The organism is Kordia zhangzhouensis, assembly GCF_001005305.1.
Lineage (GTDB): Bacteria > Bacteroidota > Bacteroidia > Flavobacteriales > Flavobacteriaceae > Kordia > Kordia zhangzhouensis.
Genome location: NZ_LBMH01000008.1, coordinates 1 through 18,606, shown reverse-complemented (window position 1 = coordinate 18,606; position 18,606 = coordinate 1). Strand labels below are relative to the sequence as shown.

Below are 18,606 nucleotides of genomic sequence, written 5' to 3'. Positions count from 1 at the left end.
ACATTTTGATACCTACATGAAAACACCAATCAAATTACCCTTACATTGTACTGCTGAATATGTTGAAGCATTTGTGAGTAGCGAAAAAGCTAAAAATCTTTATGCGGAACTCATTTCCGTTTATGACATCACTTCTCAAAAAATTCCTTTTCTTTCAGAAGAAGATACAGTACAAAATAATACAGGGAAAATTATGTTCATGGACGAGCATTTATATAAAAAAAATGCATTCCCTGAATTCATTTGGGGAAAAACAGCAGTTTGGTCAACAGCATTAATTGCTATCAAGAAAAAAGTAGAAACATATACAGGTCTTTCTTTTAGTGTGTGCGTATGTATATTTTATCCCGATGGAACTTCTGGAGTAGCCTATCATTCAGACCATGCCGCTTTTGGGGATACTACCGTAATCCCTTCTATAAGTATTGGAGAAGAACGCAATTTTCTTTTAAGAGAAAAAGAAACTATGAAAGTATATGATATACTTTTAAAAGAAGGTAGCATGTTAATTATGGGTAAGCATTGTCAAGAACGCTACGAACATAGTTTGCCAACCAATGTACAATACACTAAAGGAAGAATCAACCTAACATTTAGGCAATATGGCTTTAATGAAAATTCTCTTCCTCATAATAGTTGAGCACATTTTTTGTAAAAACTAATAGAAACACAAAACACTTTGGAGATAAAAGACACATATAAAACTATCGTAAAACCCTCAGAAGAAGTAGTATTTAAAGATAGAAATAGCAAATTTTATGGCTATGCATATCCTGTTACTTCAGAAGAGGAAATCAAAGAACATATTGAAGCATTAAAAAAAAGTCATCATACGGCACGTCATTGGTGTTATGCTTGGCAATTAGGAAAAAGTGAACCTTTTCGTTTTCGTGCCAATGACGATGGCGAACCTTCTAATAGTGCTGGAATGCCTATTTACGGGCAAATTCAATCTTTTGATGTTACAAACATTCTCATTGTTGTGGTTCGTTATTTTGGAGGAACCAAATTGGGTGTTGGTGGACTAATTAACGCATATCGTACTGGTGCGCAGCTTGCTCTAGAAGCTGCTGAAATTGTTGAACAGACAATTAATATTGACTATTTGCTCATCTTTGATTATAAAAACATGAACAAAGTGATGCGTGTCATCAAAGAACGAAACCTCAACATTACAGCACAACAACTGGAAATGGATTGTCGCATTACAATCTCTGTAAGAAAGAACGAAGCTGTACAGATTTTTGAATTGTTTGAGACCATGTATGAAATTAAAATCAAAAAAATCGAAGCATAAACTTTATTCTTCGTCACTACCAATCAAAGCAATTTCATTTTTAAGAGGGAACTGTTGTGTAACACGTTTCATAATAGTGTGTCGATCTTGTGCCCAAGCCGGATACTCATACCAAACATCTTTGGTTCTAAATAAAGGTTCAAAAGTTCCAATGTTAATATGTGCTTCTATTTCTATCTCATTCCACTTCCCATTTATCTTCTCTGCATAAATAATCTTTTTATGACTTTCTTTTCGAACTTTCCACCCTTGCGAATTGTGTTGGAAATAGTTTTTGATTCTTTCCAGAAAAACTAGTACGAGAAAAAGAATAAATAATGTTGTATAGATTAACATACTTTTTTTTGTTTTTTTAATGGCCTTACCAATCTAATTTGTCAAACTTTTTCAATAAATATTCTGGACAGCGAGTTGGACGATTTGTTTCCATATTAATAAATGCCAAAACAGTATTTCCCAAGGTAATTATCTCGTTATTTTCATTGCGAATTTCGTAGTCAAATTCAATCTTTACAGAAGGCATTTTTTTAAGTGTAGTTTTAATGGTCAACACATCGTCATAATATGCCGATTTTCGATAATTAAGTTGCAAAGATATAACAGGAAGCATAATGCCTTCTTCTTCCATTTTTTTGTATGACACACCCAATGCGCGTAACCACTCAACTCGTCCCATTTCTAGGAATTGCACGTAGTTTCCGTGATATACGACTCCCATTTGATCGGTTTCTCCATACCGAATTCGCGTTTGTATTTCGTGACTTTTCAAGCTATTATTTATATATTAAGTAATGTTAATGTATTGTAAAGAAATTGTTTCCAATCATGCGAAAAAAAATTAAGAAATTCAATAGCGTTCTAATTTTTTTTTTACTTTTTTTTTCACATATTTGTTCACGCTTAAAGACAAAAGGAGAAAACCCCGAATTTTCTTTTTTTTCCTAACCTAAAAAATAACAATTTAACAGTAATAAATGAGTGTAACTGCGCAATCAGTATGGGATAACTGTCTGTCTTTTATTAAGGACAACATTCAACCACAAGCTTACAAAACTTGGTTTGAGCCTATAAAGCCAGTAAAGTTAACGAATAAAGCGTTAAGCATTCAAGTTCCTAGCAAATTTTTTTACGAATGGCTAGAAGAACACTACGTAAAATTGTTAAAAGTAGCTTTAGTAAAAGAGTTAGGAAATACAGCTCGATTGGTATACATTATTAAGATGGAAAATACCTATGGAAATAAAAAACCATTTACGGAAAAAATTCCAAGTGCCAATCGCAGTAATGTAAAAGCACAAGAAGTTGATGTTCCTATTAAGAACAAAAGTCCTGAGCTTAAAAATCCTTTTATCATTCCTGGCATTCGAAATGTAAAAATCGAATCGCAACTGAATCCAAATTACAATTTTGACAATTTTTTAGAAGGAGATTCTAACCGTTTGGCTCGTTCTGCAGGAATGGCAGTTGCAAACAAACCTGGTGGCACTTCTTTCAATCCATTATTGATTTTTGGTGGTGTTGGATTAGGAAAAACGCACATCGCACACGCAATTGGTGTTGAAATTAAAGACAAGTATCCTGAAAAAACAGTTTTATATATTTCTGCAGAAAAGTTTACACAACAATATATTGAATCTGTTAAGAAAAATACACGCAATGATTTTATTCACTTTTATCAGTTGATTGATGTGTTGATTATTGACGACGTGCAATTTTTTTCAGGAAAATCGGGAACTCAAGATGTATTTTTCCATATTTTCAACCATTTGCATCAAAACGGAAAACAGGTTATTTTGACTTCTGACAAAGCTCCTGTTGACATGCAAGATATAGAACAACGTTTATTATCTCGCTTTAAATGGGGATTATCCGCAGAATTACAAACTCCAGATTTTGAAACACGCGTTTCTATTTTAAAAAACAAATTGTATCGTGATGGTGTTGAAATGCCTAACGACATTGTAGAATATGTTGCTAAAAACATAAAAACCAATGTTCGCGAATTGGAAGGCGCTATTATTTCTCTAATTGCACAATCTTCTTTCAATAAAAAAGAAGTCACTATTGAGCTTGCAAAACAAGTTGTTGAAAAGTTTGTAAAAAATACCAAGCGAGAAGTTTCCATTGATTATATTCAAAAAGTGGTTTCTGATTACTTCCAAATGGATGTGACTACATTACAGTCAAAAACTCGCAAACGTCATATTGTACAAGCTAGACAATTAGCCATGTTTTTTGCAAAGAAATTTACAAAAGCATCATTAGCAAGTATCGGTTCTCAAATTGGAAAACGTGATCACGCAACAGTTTTACACGCTTGCAAAACTGTTGACAATTTATCTTCTACCGATAAACAGTTTAGAAAATATGTAGAGGATCTTACAAAGAAACTTTCTTTATAAAAATTACTCATGAAGACTAAAATTTTAATGGTTTGCTTAGGAAATATTTGTCGTTCTCCTTTGGCAGAAGGAATTTTAGCTTCTAAGCTTGACCCAAAAAAGTATATTGTAGATTCTGCCGGTACTGCAGGATATCACGTTGGCGAACTTCCTGACAGACGTTCTATTGCTACTGCAAAACTGCATGGTATAGACATTACGTATCAACGTTGTAGAAAGTTTACCAAAGCTGATTTTCATTCCTTTGACTATATTTTTGCAATGGATCAGTCAAACTATGAAAATATTCTTGCTTTAGCGCAAACAAACGAAGATCGCAAAAAAGTTCAATTGATTTTGAATCAAATTTCTCCAAATTCGAATGCAGAAGTTCCAGATCCGTATTATGGAGGCAATCAAGGTTTTGAAAATGTTTATCAAATGCTCGATGAAGCCTGCACTATTTTTGCGAAGCGACTTTCACAAGAATCATAAAGATTTTTTCCTATATTTTTTTTAGTTTTACACGCATAACTCCAACTCTTATGCAAGCTACTTTAGGCACCTTATATTTAATTCCTACTACTTTAGGCGACAACGAACCGCTAGAAGTATTACCCTTATCCGTAAAAAAAATTATAGAAATAACCGATCATTTTATTGTTGAAAATGAAAAAACGGCACGCCGTTTCATAAAAAAAATTACTCCAAAAAAACCACAACCATCTTTGCAATTATTTTTACTAAACAAATACACGAAAGATGAAGAGCTACCCGCATTTTTGGAAGCCATTTTTCAAGGTAAAAATGTAGGTCTTTTATCAGAGGCAGGTTGCCCTGGTGTTGCAGATCCTGGTGCTGCTGTAGTAAAGATTGCACACGAAAAAAACATTAAAGTTGTTCCGCTTGTGGGGCCTTCTTCAATATTAATGGCAATGATGGCTTCTGGAATGAATGGACAAAATTTTGCTTTTAACGGATACCTACCTATTGACAGCCAAGAGCGCAAACGCACCATAAAGCAATTGGAGAAACGCGCATATGATTTTCAACAATCACAAGCCTTTATTGAAACTCCGTATAGAAACGACAAATTACTTTCAGATTTGTTAACTACTCTTTCAGGGCAAACACGTTTATGTATTGCTTCCGACATTACACTTCCTTCAGAGTATATTCGCACTTTAACAATTAATGAATGGAAAAAAGTTTCGATAAATTTACACAAACGTCCTACTATTTTTATTATAGACCGTTAACAAATAACTAAGGTTTACTAAATTTTGAAACTCTTTTATATTTAGAAACAACAATAAAAAAGCCTCAGCATGTAATATACTGAGGCTTTATAATGTTAACCAAACCCAGAGTGATTTATACTCTTGCTTTTTTATTGGCTTTAATTGAAGAAACATCATATCCTGCAAATCGCTTCATATAATATCTCACTGTAGAGCCATATGCGTCAGAGAATCCTTGAGATCCACCACTACGCAAATACTTTTTTACGCTTCCTGGTCCTGCTAAATGTGCAGCTGCCAAAATTCCTGATTCTGTCACAACTACACCATTTATAGTTTTACCAACTGAGCGTTGAATGTCTTTTCTAAGAATCCACTTATTTCTAGAGGCATTAGCTTCAAAGGCTTTTTCTTGTAATTTAGGATTATTTAAGAATTCTTTAGGATTATACACTCCTATTAATTCTAATGTTCCCTTTCCAAATTGGTACTTTCCAAGATAACCTAACGTATTAACCACGAAATAATTCCCTTGAGATTCTTTAAACGCTATCGCTTCTTTAAAGCCCAAATATTTTCTTCCTGTAAAAGGAATTGGCGCTTCTTCGCTTAGCGTTACATCTGCAGGAAGCACTGTAACTAACTGCGATGTTTTGATTGTAAATTTACTCGTATTTTTAAGAACGCTGGCTTCTTTTTTAGAAGTGAAACCCAAACTTACAAATGTTAAAACAGCTATTAAAATTGTACATTTTATTGCTCTTTTTCCCATAAAATTTGTTTTCTTTAAGACTCACAAACTCAATGAGTTCCGCTTAAAATTTCAGCGTGCAAATATACGAACATTTTTTAGAATACCAAACTTAATTGTTAAAGTACTGTTAAAAGTAGATTGGATGAAACCTTAACTTTCCTAAGGTATTGATTTCCAAAGTTGGAGCAGGAATTTTAATAAAATTAATCACTTCAAACACACTTTTTAAGAATTTGGATTTTGTTTGAATTTTTGTTAAATCAACGTCAATACTGAAATAAAACTGCCTATATCGCTGCTGATTTGGCAAAATTTCACGTTGTTTTTGTGATGTTCCAGCTACCATTCCTTCGGCTCCATATCCAAAAGCAATATTGAACCATCTAGGAATTTTTTGTTGTTTAAAGAATGAATGCACGTTTGCACTTAACCAATAAGTTTGTCCATTGTAGTCTTTTAATACTTCTTCCAACAATCCATCTCCTAGTTTATTAGGTCTTAGTTCTGCAAATTGTGTTTGATGAAAAGAATACTTTAATGTCACTCGTTGCTCATTCCATACTAATTCTTGTCCTACATACAAACCTGTTCCTAGTCCATTTGCCAAAACATCTCCCCATGAGGCTCCCCATTCTGCCGAAAAGCCATCCATTACTTCCATCGCCGTTAAGAATCCAAAACCAAGTGTTGCACCATAAATTAATTGATCTCTTTTAGAAACTCCACTCCACCGAAGCACTTTAACTCCTACATGACCAACGTAGTATGAAGTAAACACATGCCCAGCCTTGTCCATTTGCAACCATTCATTATTGTCATTGATAAATTGAAACGACGAGCGGGGAAAATCTGCGTACCATATTCTATCAAGACTAATCAGAGTCGCCGTAGCCAAAGATGCTTCTGTAATAGCAACAAAGTTTCTTCGCGGCTTATGCAAAGTGTCGGAAACCGTCCAAAAACTCGGCGGTGTTAATTGTGCAGTAGCTGTATTTACAATGCAAATAATAAAAAAGAGTCGCAGTATTCTTTTCATAAACCACCATTATTTTTCTCGTACGTGTTCCTCAAACATAAAGTCCCTAAATTCTGTGGCAGACATATTCCAGACCATCGTATATGTTCCTGGTTTGAATAATTGAGGAAAGGTAATCTCTTTTTCTTTTAAGAAAAGCGTATCATTCATTATTTGCGTTAATTCTTCTGCAGAAGCTTGTATTTGTAATGAAACTTGTTGTGACAATAAAGAAATATTTTCAGAATTAGGAATGGTGACTTTTATAGGAGTGCTTTTATCTAGTAATGTGTTGACAATGTCGTTACTATTCATATCTTTTTTTAAAATATACATTCCTCCTTTTACCTGTTTTATATATCCTTTTTTTGTCGCTAAAATCTCAAACGCCTCAATATCATTCACTAAAGGTAACAGTTCTTCTTTTACTCGATTAAAATCTGCATTAGATGGAATATATACATACGCCGTTTCATTTGTAAAACTAGTAACAGGCTTAAATATAGTTTGTGTAATATGATACATCATGTAGAATCCAATCGCAATCCCAACAATTAAAATTCCAATTAATATTTTACGTATATACATTATTTAAATTTTTGATATAGGATTTCATTTTTAAATACTCCATTGACATAATTCCAATCTCGCTTCAGTCCAATTTTTTGAAAGTTCATATTTTCAAACAGCGTGATACTTGCAGTATTATCTTCTCCTACATTGGCAAATATTTGATGTACATCTAAATATTTGAATGCATAATTACATACCAATTGCAAGGCTTCTTTCCCATATCCTTTATTTCGCAAAGCAGGGTTTTGAATTAACAAGCCTACACCCACACGTTTATTTTTAGGATCAAATTCAAATAAATCGATAAGACCGATTTTTTCTTTTTGCTTGTTTACCATTACCAAGCGTACCTGTTTCGCTTCGTATATATCTTGATGTGCATTTTCTAAATATTGCATAATCAAAAACCTAGAATAAGGTGTTTGAGTTGCACTTATTTCCCAAATTGATTCATTGTTTTCGATTTCATAGATAAAATCGAGATCTTCAGGTTCTAATGCTCTCAAATCTAGTTTTTCGCCTGTAAGTGTTAGCATACAATTTCTCCTTTAAATACTTGAGTTGCTTTTCCTTTTAAAAATACATTTGTATACTTTCCTTGATTTTTTATAAAAGAAACTTGCAGCGTTCCGCCTTCAACTAACAATGTAATATCATTAGCATTGGTTTGCTGCAAAGAATGCATTGCTATTGCAACAGCCGTAACTCCAGTTCCACAAGAAAGAGTTTCATCTTCTACTCCTCGTTCATAGGTTCGTACTCTAAATTCAGTATTTGAAAGCTTTTTCACAAAATTCACATTAGCTCCTTCATCATAATATGGAGCTCCATATCGAATAGCTGCTCCTTCTGCTTTTATGTCAAATTGACCTATATTTTCTTTAAATATCACATGGTGAGGCGAACCTGTATCTAAAAATACATGATTGGAATGCTCCTCAACTTGTTCGACATCTTTCATTTGCAAATTGACCACGTCTTCTTTTATGGTAGCATAGTGTTTTCCATCAATCGCACTGAAAGTGGTTTCTCCAACTATTACACCCAGAAAATTCGCAAAAGCAACAATACAACGACCTCCATTTCCACACATGGTACTTTCGTTTCCATCTGCATTGTAATACACCATTTTAAAATCATAAGTAGCATCATGCTCAAGAAGAATCAAGCCGTCAGCTCCTATGCCAAATTTTCTGTCGCACAAATGATGTACAAGTTTGGTATCATTTTTGGGAAATATATGTTGTCGATTGTCAATAAGAACAAAATCATTTCCTGTTCCTTGATATTTATAAAAAGATAAAATCATGTATAGGTTTTATGGCGACAAAAATACAAATAAAGTATTGATTTTTTACGATGTTAAAGTGTCGTTAAAGTTAAAATACCGCTACAATAAATATGTAATTTTAAGTGTTAAATACTGACTAAGACATCGCTAGAGAATCTTCTAACAATTAAAATTAAACAAGATATACAATGAAAAAATTTGCAAGTTTACTATTAGTTTCTATTCTTGGAGGCGTTATTAGTATTGGGGCTTATAAATTTTTCTCAGAATCCCCTGAAAAAGTTGAACAAGCTTCCGTATTACAACAACCGACGTATGTTCCTACTAATTTTGTGAATTCTCCAACCTCTAATGCTGCTAACGCTGGTGTTGATTTTACGTATGCAGCAGAAAAGACTGTACATGCGGTTGTACACGTTAAAAATAAGATTACTACTGTAGCTCCTAGAAGTATTTGGGATTTATATAATGGTACTAGAAGACCACAAACACAAATTGGAACTGGTTCTGGTGTGATTATTACACCAGATGGATATATTGTTACAAACAATCACGTTATTAAAGGATCTAATGAAATTCAAGTTACATTGAATAATAACAAAAATTATACTGCACAAATTATTGGTACAGATCCTAGCATGGATATCGCTTTATTGAAAATTGAAGCTGATGAAGAATTACCTTACATTTCTTTTGGCGACTCTGACAATGCCAAAATTGGAGAATGGGTATTGGCTGTTGGAAATCCTTTTAACTTAACTTCTACAGTTACCGCAGGTATCATCAGTGCCAAAGGTAGAGATTTAAATGAAGGAGACCGATTGAGTCAATCATTTATCCAAACTGACGCAGCCGTAAATCCAGGAAACTCTGGTGGTGCATTAGTTAATACGCAGGGCGAATTAATTGGAATCAATACAGCAATCACCTCTCAAACAGGATCTTATATTGGATATTCTTTTGCCGTTCCAAGCAACATTGCTCAAAAAATTGTAAACGATTTGCTAGAATTTGGAAATGTACAGAAAGGACTTCTTGGAGTTTCTGGAGGATCCTTAAATGCTGTTGCTGCAGAAAAATTAAATATTGATGAAACCGAAGGATTTTATGTTAGCAAAGTCTTCGACAATTCGGGTGCTTTTGATGCTGGTATAGAGTCTGGTGATATCATCAAAAAATTGGATGGTGTAAAAATTTCAAGTTTTTCAGACTTGTCTGGTTACTTAAACTCAAAACGCCCTGGAGATGTTGTCAATGTAACTGTATTACGTGACGGAGATTATGAAACATTGCCTGTAACACTCAAAAAAGAAGAAATTGCTTCTAGTGTACGTTTAATGAATATGCAATTGGAAAACTTAAATAAAGAAGAAACCGATAAGTTTGACATTACATATGGATTAAAAGTAACGAATAACGACAACAAACAATTATATCAAGAACTAGGTATTACGCCAGGTTATATTTTAGTTGAAGTAAATGGAAAAAAAGTGAAATCTGCTCAAGAATTGAAAAACTTTATCAATACATATGGCGAAGATCAAATTAGAGTATTAGGGTTTCTTAATCCTAAGGGACAATACGAGCGTTTTATCTTCCGATAAAATCGCCATCCATATATAGTTGAAAAGCGAGACACAGATAATGTGCCTCGCTTTTTTAATTTGTATACGAGCCAACTACGTTCAAAACCTACTTGAAAAACTTTTTATTTTTTTATTTACGAAAACGTTTGAAATTGTATACTTTTGCGCAAAATTTGTAAACACAACTACACAAATATAACACTATGAGTTTTAATGAAACTTACGAAAAGGAACTCACTTTTCAAGCTGATAGAAGACGAGCGACTGTTGAATTTATCAAGAATGTTAGCGATTTATGGTATGACAAATCTATTGAGTTGGTACTTTTTAGAAATCAACTTATTGATAGAAATGTAAGTGAAATATTGAATCTTCACGAATATGCTGGTCAATTTGTACAAAAGCCGATTTCAATTTTCGATACTGTTGAAATTGCCCAAGCTATCTCTAAAATTGATCTCCCTCCTTCTAAAATTGATATTGGAAAACTAACATACGAATATCATTTAGAAGATAATCAGCATGCCAATGCTACATCATTTGTGGTTGATAAATTAAAAGATGCTAAAAATTCTTCAGAAATTACTCCGAAAGATGTTGTTTTATATGGCTTTGGACGTATTGGTCGTTTGTTAGCTAGAGAATTAATGGTACGTACTGGACGAGGGAATCAGCTGCGTTTGCGTGCTATTGTGACACGTGGAAAAGTTGATCAAACTGTATTGGAGAAAAGAGCCTCTTTATTACGCAATGATTCTGTTCACGGAGACTTTCCAGGAACAGTTGGTGTTGATGCAGAGAACTCGGCATTGATTATCAATGGAACTACTGTACACATTATTTCGGCTAATGGTCCTGAAGAAATTGATTACACAACTTATGGCATTAAAGATGCATTAATCATAGATAATACAGGAGCTTTTCGCGATAAAGAAGCTTTAGAAAGACATTTAGTTCCAAAAGGAGCCGATAAAGTTTTATTAACAGCACCAGGAAAAGGCGTTCCTAATATTGTATATGGCGTTAATCATAAAGACCATCATCCTGATGAAGTAGATGTATGGTCGGCAGCATCTTGTACTACAAATGCTATTACCCCTATCTTAAAAGCAGTTGAAGATTCTTTTGGACTGGTTCATGGACATTTAGAAACCATTCATGCTTACACAAACGATCAGAATTTGGTAGATAACATGCACAATAAATACCGTCGTGGTAGAGCTGCTGCTCTAAACATGGTTATCACTGAGACTGGCGCTGGAAAAGCAGTATCGAAAGCATTGCCTTCATTAGAAGGAAAATTAACTTCCAATGCAATTCGTGTTCCTGTACCAAATGGTTCATTAGCCATTTTGAACTTAGAAATCGAAAACAAAACTTCTTTAGATGGTGTCAATACGATTCTTAAAAAGTATGCATTAGAAGGTGATTTAGTAGAGCAAATCAAATACGAACTAAATGACGAACTAGTATCTTCTGATATTGTTGGTTCTTCTGCGCCATCAATTTTTGATAGCAAAGCAACAATTGTGAGTGAAAATGGAAAAAATATCATTCTTTACGTTTGGTACGATAATGAATATGGATATTCTCACCAAGTAATGCGTTTGGCAAAATACATTTCAAAAGTACGACGTTTTACATATTATTAATGGTAAGTAAAATAGATAAAAAAAGGAGTCTCTTACGGGAGACTCTTTTTTTATTTAGAAATCTACTCCAAAATCATACAATAAATAAAAATATCTTCGTTTATTTGAAAACTGATTTTTTTAACTAGAAAAGACGATGAAAGTGAAACATTTATTCTTAGCAATTACGCTTTGTATTTCAGTCCTTGCCAATGCACAAAATGTAGCTAGAAACGCTAATTTACATTTAAAACAAGGACCCATTGACGAACAATTTGAGTTCATTTTAGAAAATTCCAACAAATACCAAGACTACAAAGTTGTAAAACGTGATTGGATTGAAAAATTACAAAAAAATGTAGCCGACTCTATCCAATCTATCAACAAGGAATTTAATGAAGAAGTAGCCAAAGTAGCTGCTCAACAAAGTGAGATTGAACAACTCAAGACAGATTTAGCCAGCATCCAACAAAAAATGGAAGACTTAAATACTGAAAAAGACAGTATTTCTCTTCTTGGTATACAATTAAGCAAAGGAAGCTACCAAACACTCATGTGGGGAATTATTGGTGTTTTATTACTTTTATGGTTATTTTTTACCTATAAATTTAAAACTAGCAATACTATCACTAAAGAAGCCAAAGCTAAACTCGCAGAAACAGAATACGAATTTGAAGAACATCGAAAGCGTGCTCTTGAACGAGAACAACAAGTACGAAGAAAACTACAAGACGAGATTAATAAAAACAAAAATAATTAAGTAATAGCATGCGTATCGACATTATTTCTGTAGTTCCAGACTTATTGAAAAGCCCTTTTGAAGCTTCAATTTTAAAAAGAGCCATTGATAAAGGTATTGTAGAAATACATCTACACAATTTACGTGAATATGCTACAGATAGTTACAAATCAGTTGATGACTATCAATTCGGTGGAGGTGCAGGAATGGTAATGACTATTGGCCCAATAGATCGCTGTCTTTCTGATTTGAAATCGCAACGCACATATGATGAAGTCATTTATATGACACCTGACGGACAAACGTTAAACCAAGGAATCGCAAATGAGTTATCCTTAAAAGGAAATATCATCATTCTATGTGGGCATTATAAAGGTGTAGATCAACGCGTCCGTGATCACTTCATTACAAGAGAAATTTCTATTGGAGATTATGTACTTTCTGGTGGAGAATTGGGAGCTGCTGTACTTTGTGATGCCGTCATTCGCTTAATTCCTGGCGTTTTAGGAAATGAAACATCTGCTTTAACTGATTCATTTCAAGATAATTTACTAGCTCCTCCAGTTTACACTCGACCAGCCATTTATAATGATTGGGAAGTTCCTGAAGTATTATTATCTGGGAATTTTCCGAAAATAGAAGCTTGGCGAGAAGAACAAGCATACGAACGTACCAAAAAATTGCGTCCTGATTTATTAAAAGATTAAAATCTTTTTTCTTGCATTATTTTTTAGATATAAAACGCAAAAACAATTGCACATTCACAATAATTATTTATTTTTGCACTCAATTTTGAATTAACCTCTGGCGATAGACGTGAATGTTGGTTTAAATTAATTCTTTTAAAAAGTTTAAAATGGAAGCTTTAATTAAATTTGTACAAGACGAATTTGTAACAAAAAAAGATTTTCCTGAGTTCGCAGCAGGAGATACTATTACAGTTTATTACGAAATCCGTGAAGGAGAAAAAACACGTACTCAGTTCTTTAGAGGAGTTGTGATTCAACGTAGAGGTTCAGGTTCATCTGAAACATTTACTATTAGAAAAATGTCTGGAACCGTTGGTGTTGAGCGTATCTTCCCAATTAACTTACCAGCATTACAAAGAATCGAAGTTAACAAAAGAGGTAAAGTTCGTAGAGCTCGTATCTTCTACTTTAGAGGTCTTACAGGTAAAAAAGCTAGAATCAAAGAAAAAAGACATAACTAATTTCTTTGCTACAAGATACCATAGAAAAGTCCTGCAAAATTGCAGGACTTTTTTTGTTTTCAACAATTGTTAATAAACTAAGTTCATATCTTGTTGATTTTTAAATCTTTATATTTCTTGTTTTTTAAAAAACTTATACTACATTTATAAAACAAATAACGAAAAGAGTGAATGCAAATTGACTCATTGAAGTGTTTGAAAGAACGTTCTAAATAGTTGTTATTCTAGTAAGTTTTTCAAAAATGATTTTTTGGGTACAAATAATCATTGAGAAAAATGTTTGCAAGTTTTTGATTGTGATGTAAATTACACGATAAAAGTATTTGAAAACGCTGAAACTTATTAGTATTGCTAAGATGCTAATAAAGTGTTATGTATTCAATTTCTGTTAAGAAAAAAATACATAAAAGGGCATATCACGAAAGTCGATTTGCACAAGTAGGTATATTAGAAAACAACTTGAAATAAGTTTTATACAGGGTAAAATGCCAAATAACGATGAACTTATTTCAACACCAGAAATGCTGGTTTATTTAATTTTTTAATATGTATATATTGAATAATTGAATAGAGCACATTTCAAGAAAGCCATGTCAAGGTAAGAAATTACAATGATATGGCTTTTGTTTTGCATTAAATTTAGAATAAGAATAGTTACTAGCCTGTGAATCATTACTAAAATAGTCTTTCATTTTGTATATTTGCCATTCGAAAAAAATTCATCAAACTATACACCTAATATTTATCTACAAATACATATGGCAAAATCAACTAAGATTATCTATACAAAAACAGACGAAGCACCAGCATTAGCAACACATTCATTATTACCAATCGTAAAAGCTTTTACTACGTCAACAGGTATTGACGTTGAAACCAAAGATATTTCTTTAGCAGGAAGAGTTTTAGCTAATTTTCCTGAATATTTAACTCCTGAGCAACGTGTAAATGACGCATTGACAGAGTTAGGAGAATTAGCAAAAAAACCAGAAGCAAATATTATCAAACTTCCAAATATTAGTGCTTCAGTTCCTCAGTTGAAAGCCACTATTACCGAATTACAAGCCAAAGGATATGCTATTCCAAATTATCCAGAAGAGCCAGAAACAGCAGAAGAAAAGGAAATTCTTGCTAAGTATAATAAAGTAAAAGGTTCTGCTGTAAACCCAGTATTACGTGAAGGAAACTCTGATCGTAGAGCTCCTAAAGCAGTAAAAAACTATGCAAAGAAAAATCCGCATAGTATGGGTGCATGGACATCTGACTCGCAAACGCATGTAGCAACTATGAACTCTGGAGATTTTAGGTCTAATGAAAAGTCAGTTACAATTCCCGCAGCGACTTCTGTTTCTATAGAACATACAAACACACAAGGTGTAAAAACGACTCTAAAATCGAATATCGAATTATTAGAAGGTGAAATTATTGACGCCACTATAATGAGCAAAAAGGCGTTACTAGCTTTCTTACAAAGAGAAATTGCTGACACCAAAGAAAAAGGATTGCTGTTCTCATTACACATGAAAGCAACCATGATGAAAGTGAGTGATCCAATTATTTTTGGACACGCAGTTCGCACCTACTTTGCAGACTTATTTGAAAAACATCAAGCCACTTTTGAAAAAATTGGTGTAGATGTCAATAATGGTTTTGGAAACTTGTTAAATAATCTGGAAGAACTTTCTCCTGAAAAGAAAGAAGAAATTGTAGGAGATATTGCCTTGGCTATGGAAAATGGCCCCGATATCGCTATGGTTGATTCAGACAAAGGAATTACCAACTTACATGTACCAAGTGATGTAATTATTGATGCTTCAATGCCAGCAATGATTCGAAATTCTGGAAAAATGTGGAATGCTGAAGGAAATACACAGGACACAAAAGCAGTGATTCCAGATAGTAGTTATGCTGCATTATACCAAACAACTATTGATTTCTGTAAAGAACACGGAGCGTTTGATCCTACAACCATGGGAACTGTTCCTAACGTAGGTTTGATGGCGCAAAAAGCAGAAGAATATGGTTCACACGACAAAACGTTTGAAATTTCAGAAAACGGAACGGTACGCATTGTAGACGCTAATGGAAATACACTTATTGAACATACAGTTGATGCTGGCGATATTTGGAGAATGTGTCAAGTAAAAGATGCGCCAATTCAAGATTGGGTAAAACTTGCTGTGAACAGAGCTACTGCTACAGGGTGGCCTGCTGTTTTTTGGTTAGATAAAGAAAGAGCGCACGATGCCGAACTTATTAAAAAAGTTGAGCTTTATTTAAAAGATCACGATACTCAAAATCTGGAAATCCATATTTTACCTTTAGCTGAAGCAACTCAATTCACTTTAGAACGCCTTAAAAAAGGAGAAGATACTATTTCTGTTACAGGAAATGTATTACGTGATTACTTAACAGATTTGTTTCCAATTTTAGAATTAGGGACTAGTGCTAAAATGTTGTCAATCGTTCCTTTAATGAATGGCGGTGGTTTATTTGAAACTGGTGCTGGTGGATCGGCTCCAAAACACGTTCAGCAATTCAACGAAGAAGGACATTTACGTTGGGATTCTTTAGGTGAGTTCTTAGCTTTAGCAGTTTCTTTAGAACATTTAGGAACTAATTACGACAATAAAAAAGCTCTTGTATTAGCAGAAACTTTAGATGATGCTACAGATGCATTTTTAGAGAATAAAAAATCTCCTTCTCGAAAAGTAAATGAGCTAGATAATCGCGGAAGTCACTTCTACTTAGCTCTTTATTGGGCGCAAGCATTAGCGAATCAAGACAAGGATACAGAGCTAAAAGCTCGCTTCTCGCCTATTGCTGCTCAATTAGCAGAGAATGAAGAAAAAATTGTTAAAGAATTAAACGATGCGCAAGGAAAACCTGTAGATATTGGAGGTTATTATATGCCTAGTGAAGAATTGACTTCTAGAGCAATGCGTCCAAGTGAGACTTTCAATACTATATTAAATGGTATTTCATAAGCATTTTTTTATATCATATAATAGTAAAAAAGCTTCTTCATCATCGTAAGAAGCTTTTTTTATGAATGAAAATTTTTAAAAGCATAAGTTTCAATTATTGGAATTATTTAAGAAGCTTTGAGTTTTTTATTTATTACTAACCTATATTTATAAAATTTCAATACAGTTTTTAGCTATTAAAGTTTTAGCAAGTTAGATTAGATTCTTTGTTATATGAACAGGAAAATTCACTAACACAGAAAAGCATTCTGTTTCTACATAAAATAATGTATTTTTGACTATGCAATTTACAAAAACAACAGAACAAGACTCTAAGTATGATCATTTAGATAAAATGAGCATTAACGAACTTCTGACTAATATAAATAATGAAGATAAAACAGTTCCTTTTGCTGTTGAAAAAGCCATTCCTGCTATTGAGAATTTGATCCATGAAATCGTTCAACGTATGAAAAATGGCGGTCGTTTATTCTATATTGGTGCAGGCACTAGTGGAAGATTAGGTATCGTTGATGCTTCAGAATGTCCTCCAACTTTTGGTGTGCCTCACGAATGGGTTGTTGGACTTATTGCTGGCGGTGATACAGCTATTCGAAAAGCTGTAGAATTTGCCGAAGACGATACCAATCAAGGCTGGTTAGATTTACAAGAGCACAAAGTTTCTACCAATGATACTGTGATTGGAATTGCCGCATCTGGAACTACTCCGTATGTAATAGGCGCACTTAAAAAGTGTAATGAAAAAAATATTCTAACAGGCTGTATAACCTGTAATCAAGGAAGTCCGTTATCTAAAGTTTCTGTTCATCCTATAGAAATAATTGTAGGCGCAGAGTTTGTTACCGGTAGTTCTCGAATGAAAGCTGGCACTGCCCAAAAACTAGCATTAAACATGATTTCTACCGCTACAATGATTCAATTAGGAAAAGTAAAAGGAAACAAAATGGTTGACATGCAGTTGAGCAATCATAAGTTGGTAGAAAGAGGTGTTAAAATGATTATGTCTGAACTTGCTGTTTCCCAAGAAACCGCCCAACGATTATTAAAAAAATACAATAATGTTCGCAAAGCTATAGAGAATTATGACAAAAAAAACAGATAAAGAACTTCTTTCTAAAGGACTCAGATTTATGTTTGGATCGTTATTATGCATGTTTGCAGGTCCTACAGTAATACATTCAGCATTTAAAAATCAACAACATCCTTTATATATGCCTGTACTTATTATTGGTTTATTAATTGCTGCAGCTGCTATTTTTTTGGCTTTTAAAGGAATTCGAAAAATAATGGATTCTATATTTTAGCTAGTTGCTTTCCTAACAGAATTTGGAGTTGTAGGATTATATCCAAATTCAGCATCTTTAATTTCAATTCCTAGTTGATCTAGAATATAACCAATTATAGCATAATGATGTATCGTATGCCCATTTGCTTGAGCCAGTAAAGCTCCTAAAGTATATTGTAAAGTAATTGAACCTTTCCCTAAGTTATCTTCAACTTTAATTAACGTGTTTAAATCTACAAATCTTAATGTCTTTAATTTTTCACTAATCGAATCAATACAAACCAAAGCCTCACTGCAATTATTTTCAACTTTTTGATCCCTTTCTCTAGCGGTCAAGTTTACATATTTTCGATCAAAACCATTAAATATACAATTATAAAAGTCTAATACATGTCTCAAATGCGAACCTACACTGGAATAGTAAGGTCCTACTTCATTACAACAATAAGATTCATCATCAATTTCAGATAATAAGATTTTGGCTTTCTGTAGAGTATAAAGGAAAGAATCAACAATAAAGGTATTCATAGGAAAATTTTACAATTATAATATAATAAAATTATTAGTACTAAAAAATTCCAAAAACTTACATTTAGTATACAAAAAAACCCTTATC

General features: G+C 33.3%; 21 protein-coding genes. 13 read left to right on the top strand and 8 right to left on the bottom strand.

Going from position 1 to position 18,606, the window contains the following annotated elements:
* The first annotated feature begins 16 nt into the window (after positions 1-16).
* Both AA088_RS12750 and AA088_RS12745 read left to right on the top strand, forming a co-directional pair.
* On the top strand, positions 17-640 hold the full coding sequence (locus AA088_RS12750) for an alpha-ketoglutarate-dependent dioxygenase AlkB (protein WP_206539844.1): 624 nt from the start codon (positions 17-19) through the stop codon (positions 638-640).
* Positions 641-679: 39 nt separating this feature from the next.
* The gene (locus AA088_RS12745; RefSeq protein ID WP_046745407.1) at positions 680-1,297 is read left to right on the top strand and encodes an IMPACT family protein; all 618 of its coding nucleotides are present in this window, start codon (positions 680-682) and stop codon (positions 1,295-1,297) included.
* 3 nt (positions 1,298-1,300) lie between these two features.
* On the opposite strand, the gene AA088_RS12740 is transcribed toward AA088_RS12745, so the two are convergent.
* Both AA088_RS12740 and AA088_RS12735 read right to left on the bottom strand, forming a co-directional pair.
* A complete protein-coding gene (locus AA088_RS12740; protein ID WP_046745406.1) occupies positions 1,301-1,633 on the bottom strand; it encodes a hypothetical protein in 333 nt (110 codons plus the stop codon).
* A gap of 25 nt (positions 1,634-1,658) precedes the next feature.
* Complete coding sequence (locus tag AA088_RS12735; RefSeq protein WP_046745405.1) at positions 1,659-2,066, bottom strand: acyl-CoA thioesterase; 408 nt, start codon at positions 2,064-2,066, stop codon at positions 1,659-1,661.
* 205 nt (positions 2,067-2,271) lie between these two features.
* On the opposite strand from AA088_RS12735, the gene dnaA reads away from it, so the two are divergent.
* Genes dnaA through AA088_RS12720 form a run of 3 tightly spaced genes read left to right on the top strand, consistent with a single transcriptional unit; the run spans position 2,272 to position 4,937 of the window.
* A complete protein-coding gene (dnaA, locus tag AA088_RS12730) occupies positions 2,272-3,699 on the top strand; it encodes a chromosomal replication initiator protein DnaA (RefSeq protein ID WP_046745404.1) in 1,428 nt (475 codons plus the stop codon).
* Between the two features lie 9 nt (positions 3,700-3,708).
* Entirely contained in the window at positions 3,709-4,173 is a 465-nt protein-coding gene (locus tag AA088_RS12725; RefSeq protein ID WP_046745403.1) for a low molecular weight protein-tyrosine-phosphatase, read from the top strand.
* Between the two features lie 50 nt (positions 4,174-4,223).
* Positions 4,224-4,937 (top strand): SAM-dependent methyltransferase, encoded by a 714-nt coding sequence (locus tag AA088_RS12720; protein WP_046745402.1) that lies wholly within the window; start codon positions 4,224-4,226, stop codon positions 4,935-4,937.
* 115 nt (positions 4,938-5,052) lie between these two features.
* Here AA088_RS12720 and AA088_RS12715 read toward each other — a convergent pair whose 3' ends face one another.
* From AA088_RS12715 to dapF, 5 genes are all read right to left on the bottom strand, one after another.
* On the bottom strand, positions 5,053-5,691 hold the full coding sequence (locus tag AA088_RS12715; protein WP_046745401.1) for a hypothetical protein: 639 nt from the start codon (positions 5,689-5,691) through the stop codon (positions 5,053-5,055).
* Between the two features lie 109 nt (positions 5,692-5,800).
* Positions 5,801-6,709, bottom strand: coding sequence for a DUF2279 domain-containing protein (locus AA088_RS12710; protein ID WP_046745400.1), 909 nt, complete (start codon positions 6,707-6,709; stop codon positions 5,801-5,803).
* A gap of 9 nt (positions 6,710-6,718) precedes the next feature.
* Positions 6,719-7,276 (bottom strand): endolytic transglycosylase MltG, encoded by a 558-nt coding sequence (locus tag AA088_RS12705; protein ID WP_046745529.1) that lies wholly within the window; start codon positions 7,274-7,276, stop codon positions 6,719-6,721.
* The gene (locus AA088_RS12700; protein ID WP_046745399.1) at positions 7,276-7,797 is read right to left on the bottom strand and encodes a GNAT family N-acetyltransferase; all 522 of its coding nucleotides are present in this window, start codon (positions 7,795-7,797) and stop codon (positions 7,276-7,278) included. The genes AA088_RS12705 and AA088_RS12700 overlap by 1 nt, the downstream gene beginning before the upstream one ends.
* Positions 7,791-8,570 carry a diaminopimelate epimerase gene (dapF, locus tag AA088_RS12695; protein ID WP_046745398.1) on the bottom strand — a complete coding sequence of 260 codons (780 nt, stop codon included), beginning with the start codon at positions 8,568-8,570 and terminating at the stop codon, positions 7,791-7,793. Before dapF ends, AA088_RS12700 begins: the two co-directional genes overlap by 7 nt.
* A 170-nt stretch (positions 8,571-8,740) precedes the next feature.
* Between dapF and AA088_RS12690 the strand changes: the two genes are divergently transcribed.
* The 8 genes from AA088_RS12690 to AA088_RS12655 all read left to right on the top strand — a co-directional run bounded on the left by AA088_RS12690 (position 8,741) and on the right by AA088_RS12655 (position 18,009).
* Positions 8,741-10,156: a trypsin-like peptidase domain-containing protein gene (locus AA088_RS12690; RefSeq protein WP_046745397.1), complete on the top strand. Its 1,416-nt coding sequence runs from the start codon at positions 8,741-8,743 to the stop codon at positions 10,154-10,156.
* 185 nt (positions 10,157-10,341) lie between these two features.
* Complete coding sequence (locus AA088_RS12685) at positions 10,342-11,790, top strand: glyceraldehyde-3-phosphate dehydrogenase (protein ID WP_046745396.1); 1,449 nt, start codon at positions 10,342-10,344, stop codon at positions 11,788-11,790.
* Between the two features lie 136 nt (positions 11,791-11,926).
* Positions 11,927-12,529, top strand: coding sequence for a tRNA (guanine-N1)-methyltransferase (locus AA088_RS12680; RefSeq protein WP_046745395.1), 603 nt, complete (start codon positions 11,927-11,929; stop codon positions 12,527-12,529).
* Between the two features lie 8 nt (positions 12,530-12,537).
* Positions 12,538-13,215: a tRNA (guanosine(37)-N1)-methyltransferase TrmD gene (trmD, locus tag AA088_RS12675; RefSeq protein WP_046745394.1), complete on the top strand. Its 678-nt coding sequence runs from the start codon at positions 12,538-12,540 to the stop codon at positions 13,213-13,215.
* A 149-nt stretch (positions 13,216-13,364) separates the two neighbouring features.
* Complete coding sequence (gene rplS, locus AA088_RS12670) at positions 13,365-13,718, top strand: 50S ribosomal protein L19 (protein ID WP_046745393.1); 354 nt, start codon at positions 13,365-13,367, stop codon at positions 13,716-13,718.
* 758 nt (positions 13,719-14,476) lie between these two features.
* On the top strand, positions 14,477-16,705 hold the full coding sequence (locus tag AA088_RS12665) for an NADP-dependent isocitrate dehydrogenase (protein ID WP_046745528.1): 2,229 nt from the start codon (positions 14,477-14,479) through the stop codon (positions 16,703-16,705).
* A 280-nt stretch (positions 16,706-16,985) separates the two neighbouring features.
* Complete coding sequence (gene murQ, locus AA088_RS12660; protein ID WP_046745392.1) at positions 16,986-17,807, top strand: N-acetylmuramic acid 6-phosphate etherase; 822 nt, start codon at positions 16,986-16,988, stop codon at positions 17,805-17,807.
* Positions 17,788-18,009: a DUF6095 family protein gene (locus tag AA088_RS12655; RefSeq protein ID WP_046745391.1), complete on the top strand. Its 222-nt coding sequence runs from the start codon at positions 17,788-17,790 to the stop codon at positions 18,007-18,009. The genes murQ and AA088_RS12655 overlap by 20 nt, the downstream gene beginning before the upstream one ends.
* On the opposite strand, the gene AA088_RS12650 is transcribed toward AA088_RS12655, so the two are convergent.
* Positions 18,006-18,518, bottom strand: coding sequence for a DinB family protein (locus tag AA088_RS12650; protein ID WP_046745390.1), 513 nt, complete (start codon positions 18,516-18,518; stop codon positions 18,006-18,008). The two genes, AA088_RS12655 and AA088_RS12650, sit on opposite strands and share 4 nt — an antisense overlap.
* Between the last annotated feature and the right edge of the window lie 88 nt (positions 18,519-18,606).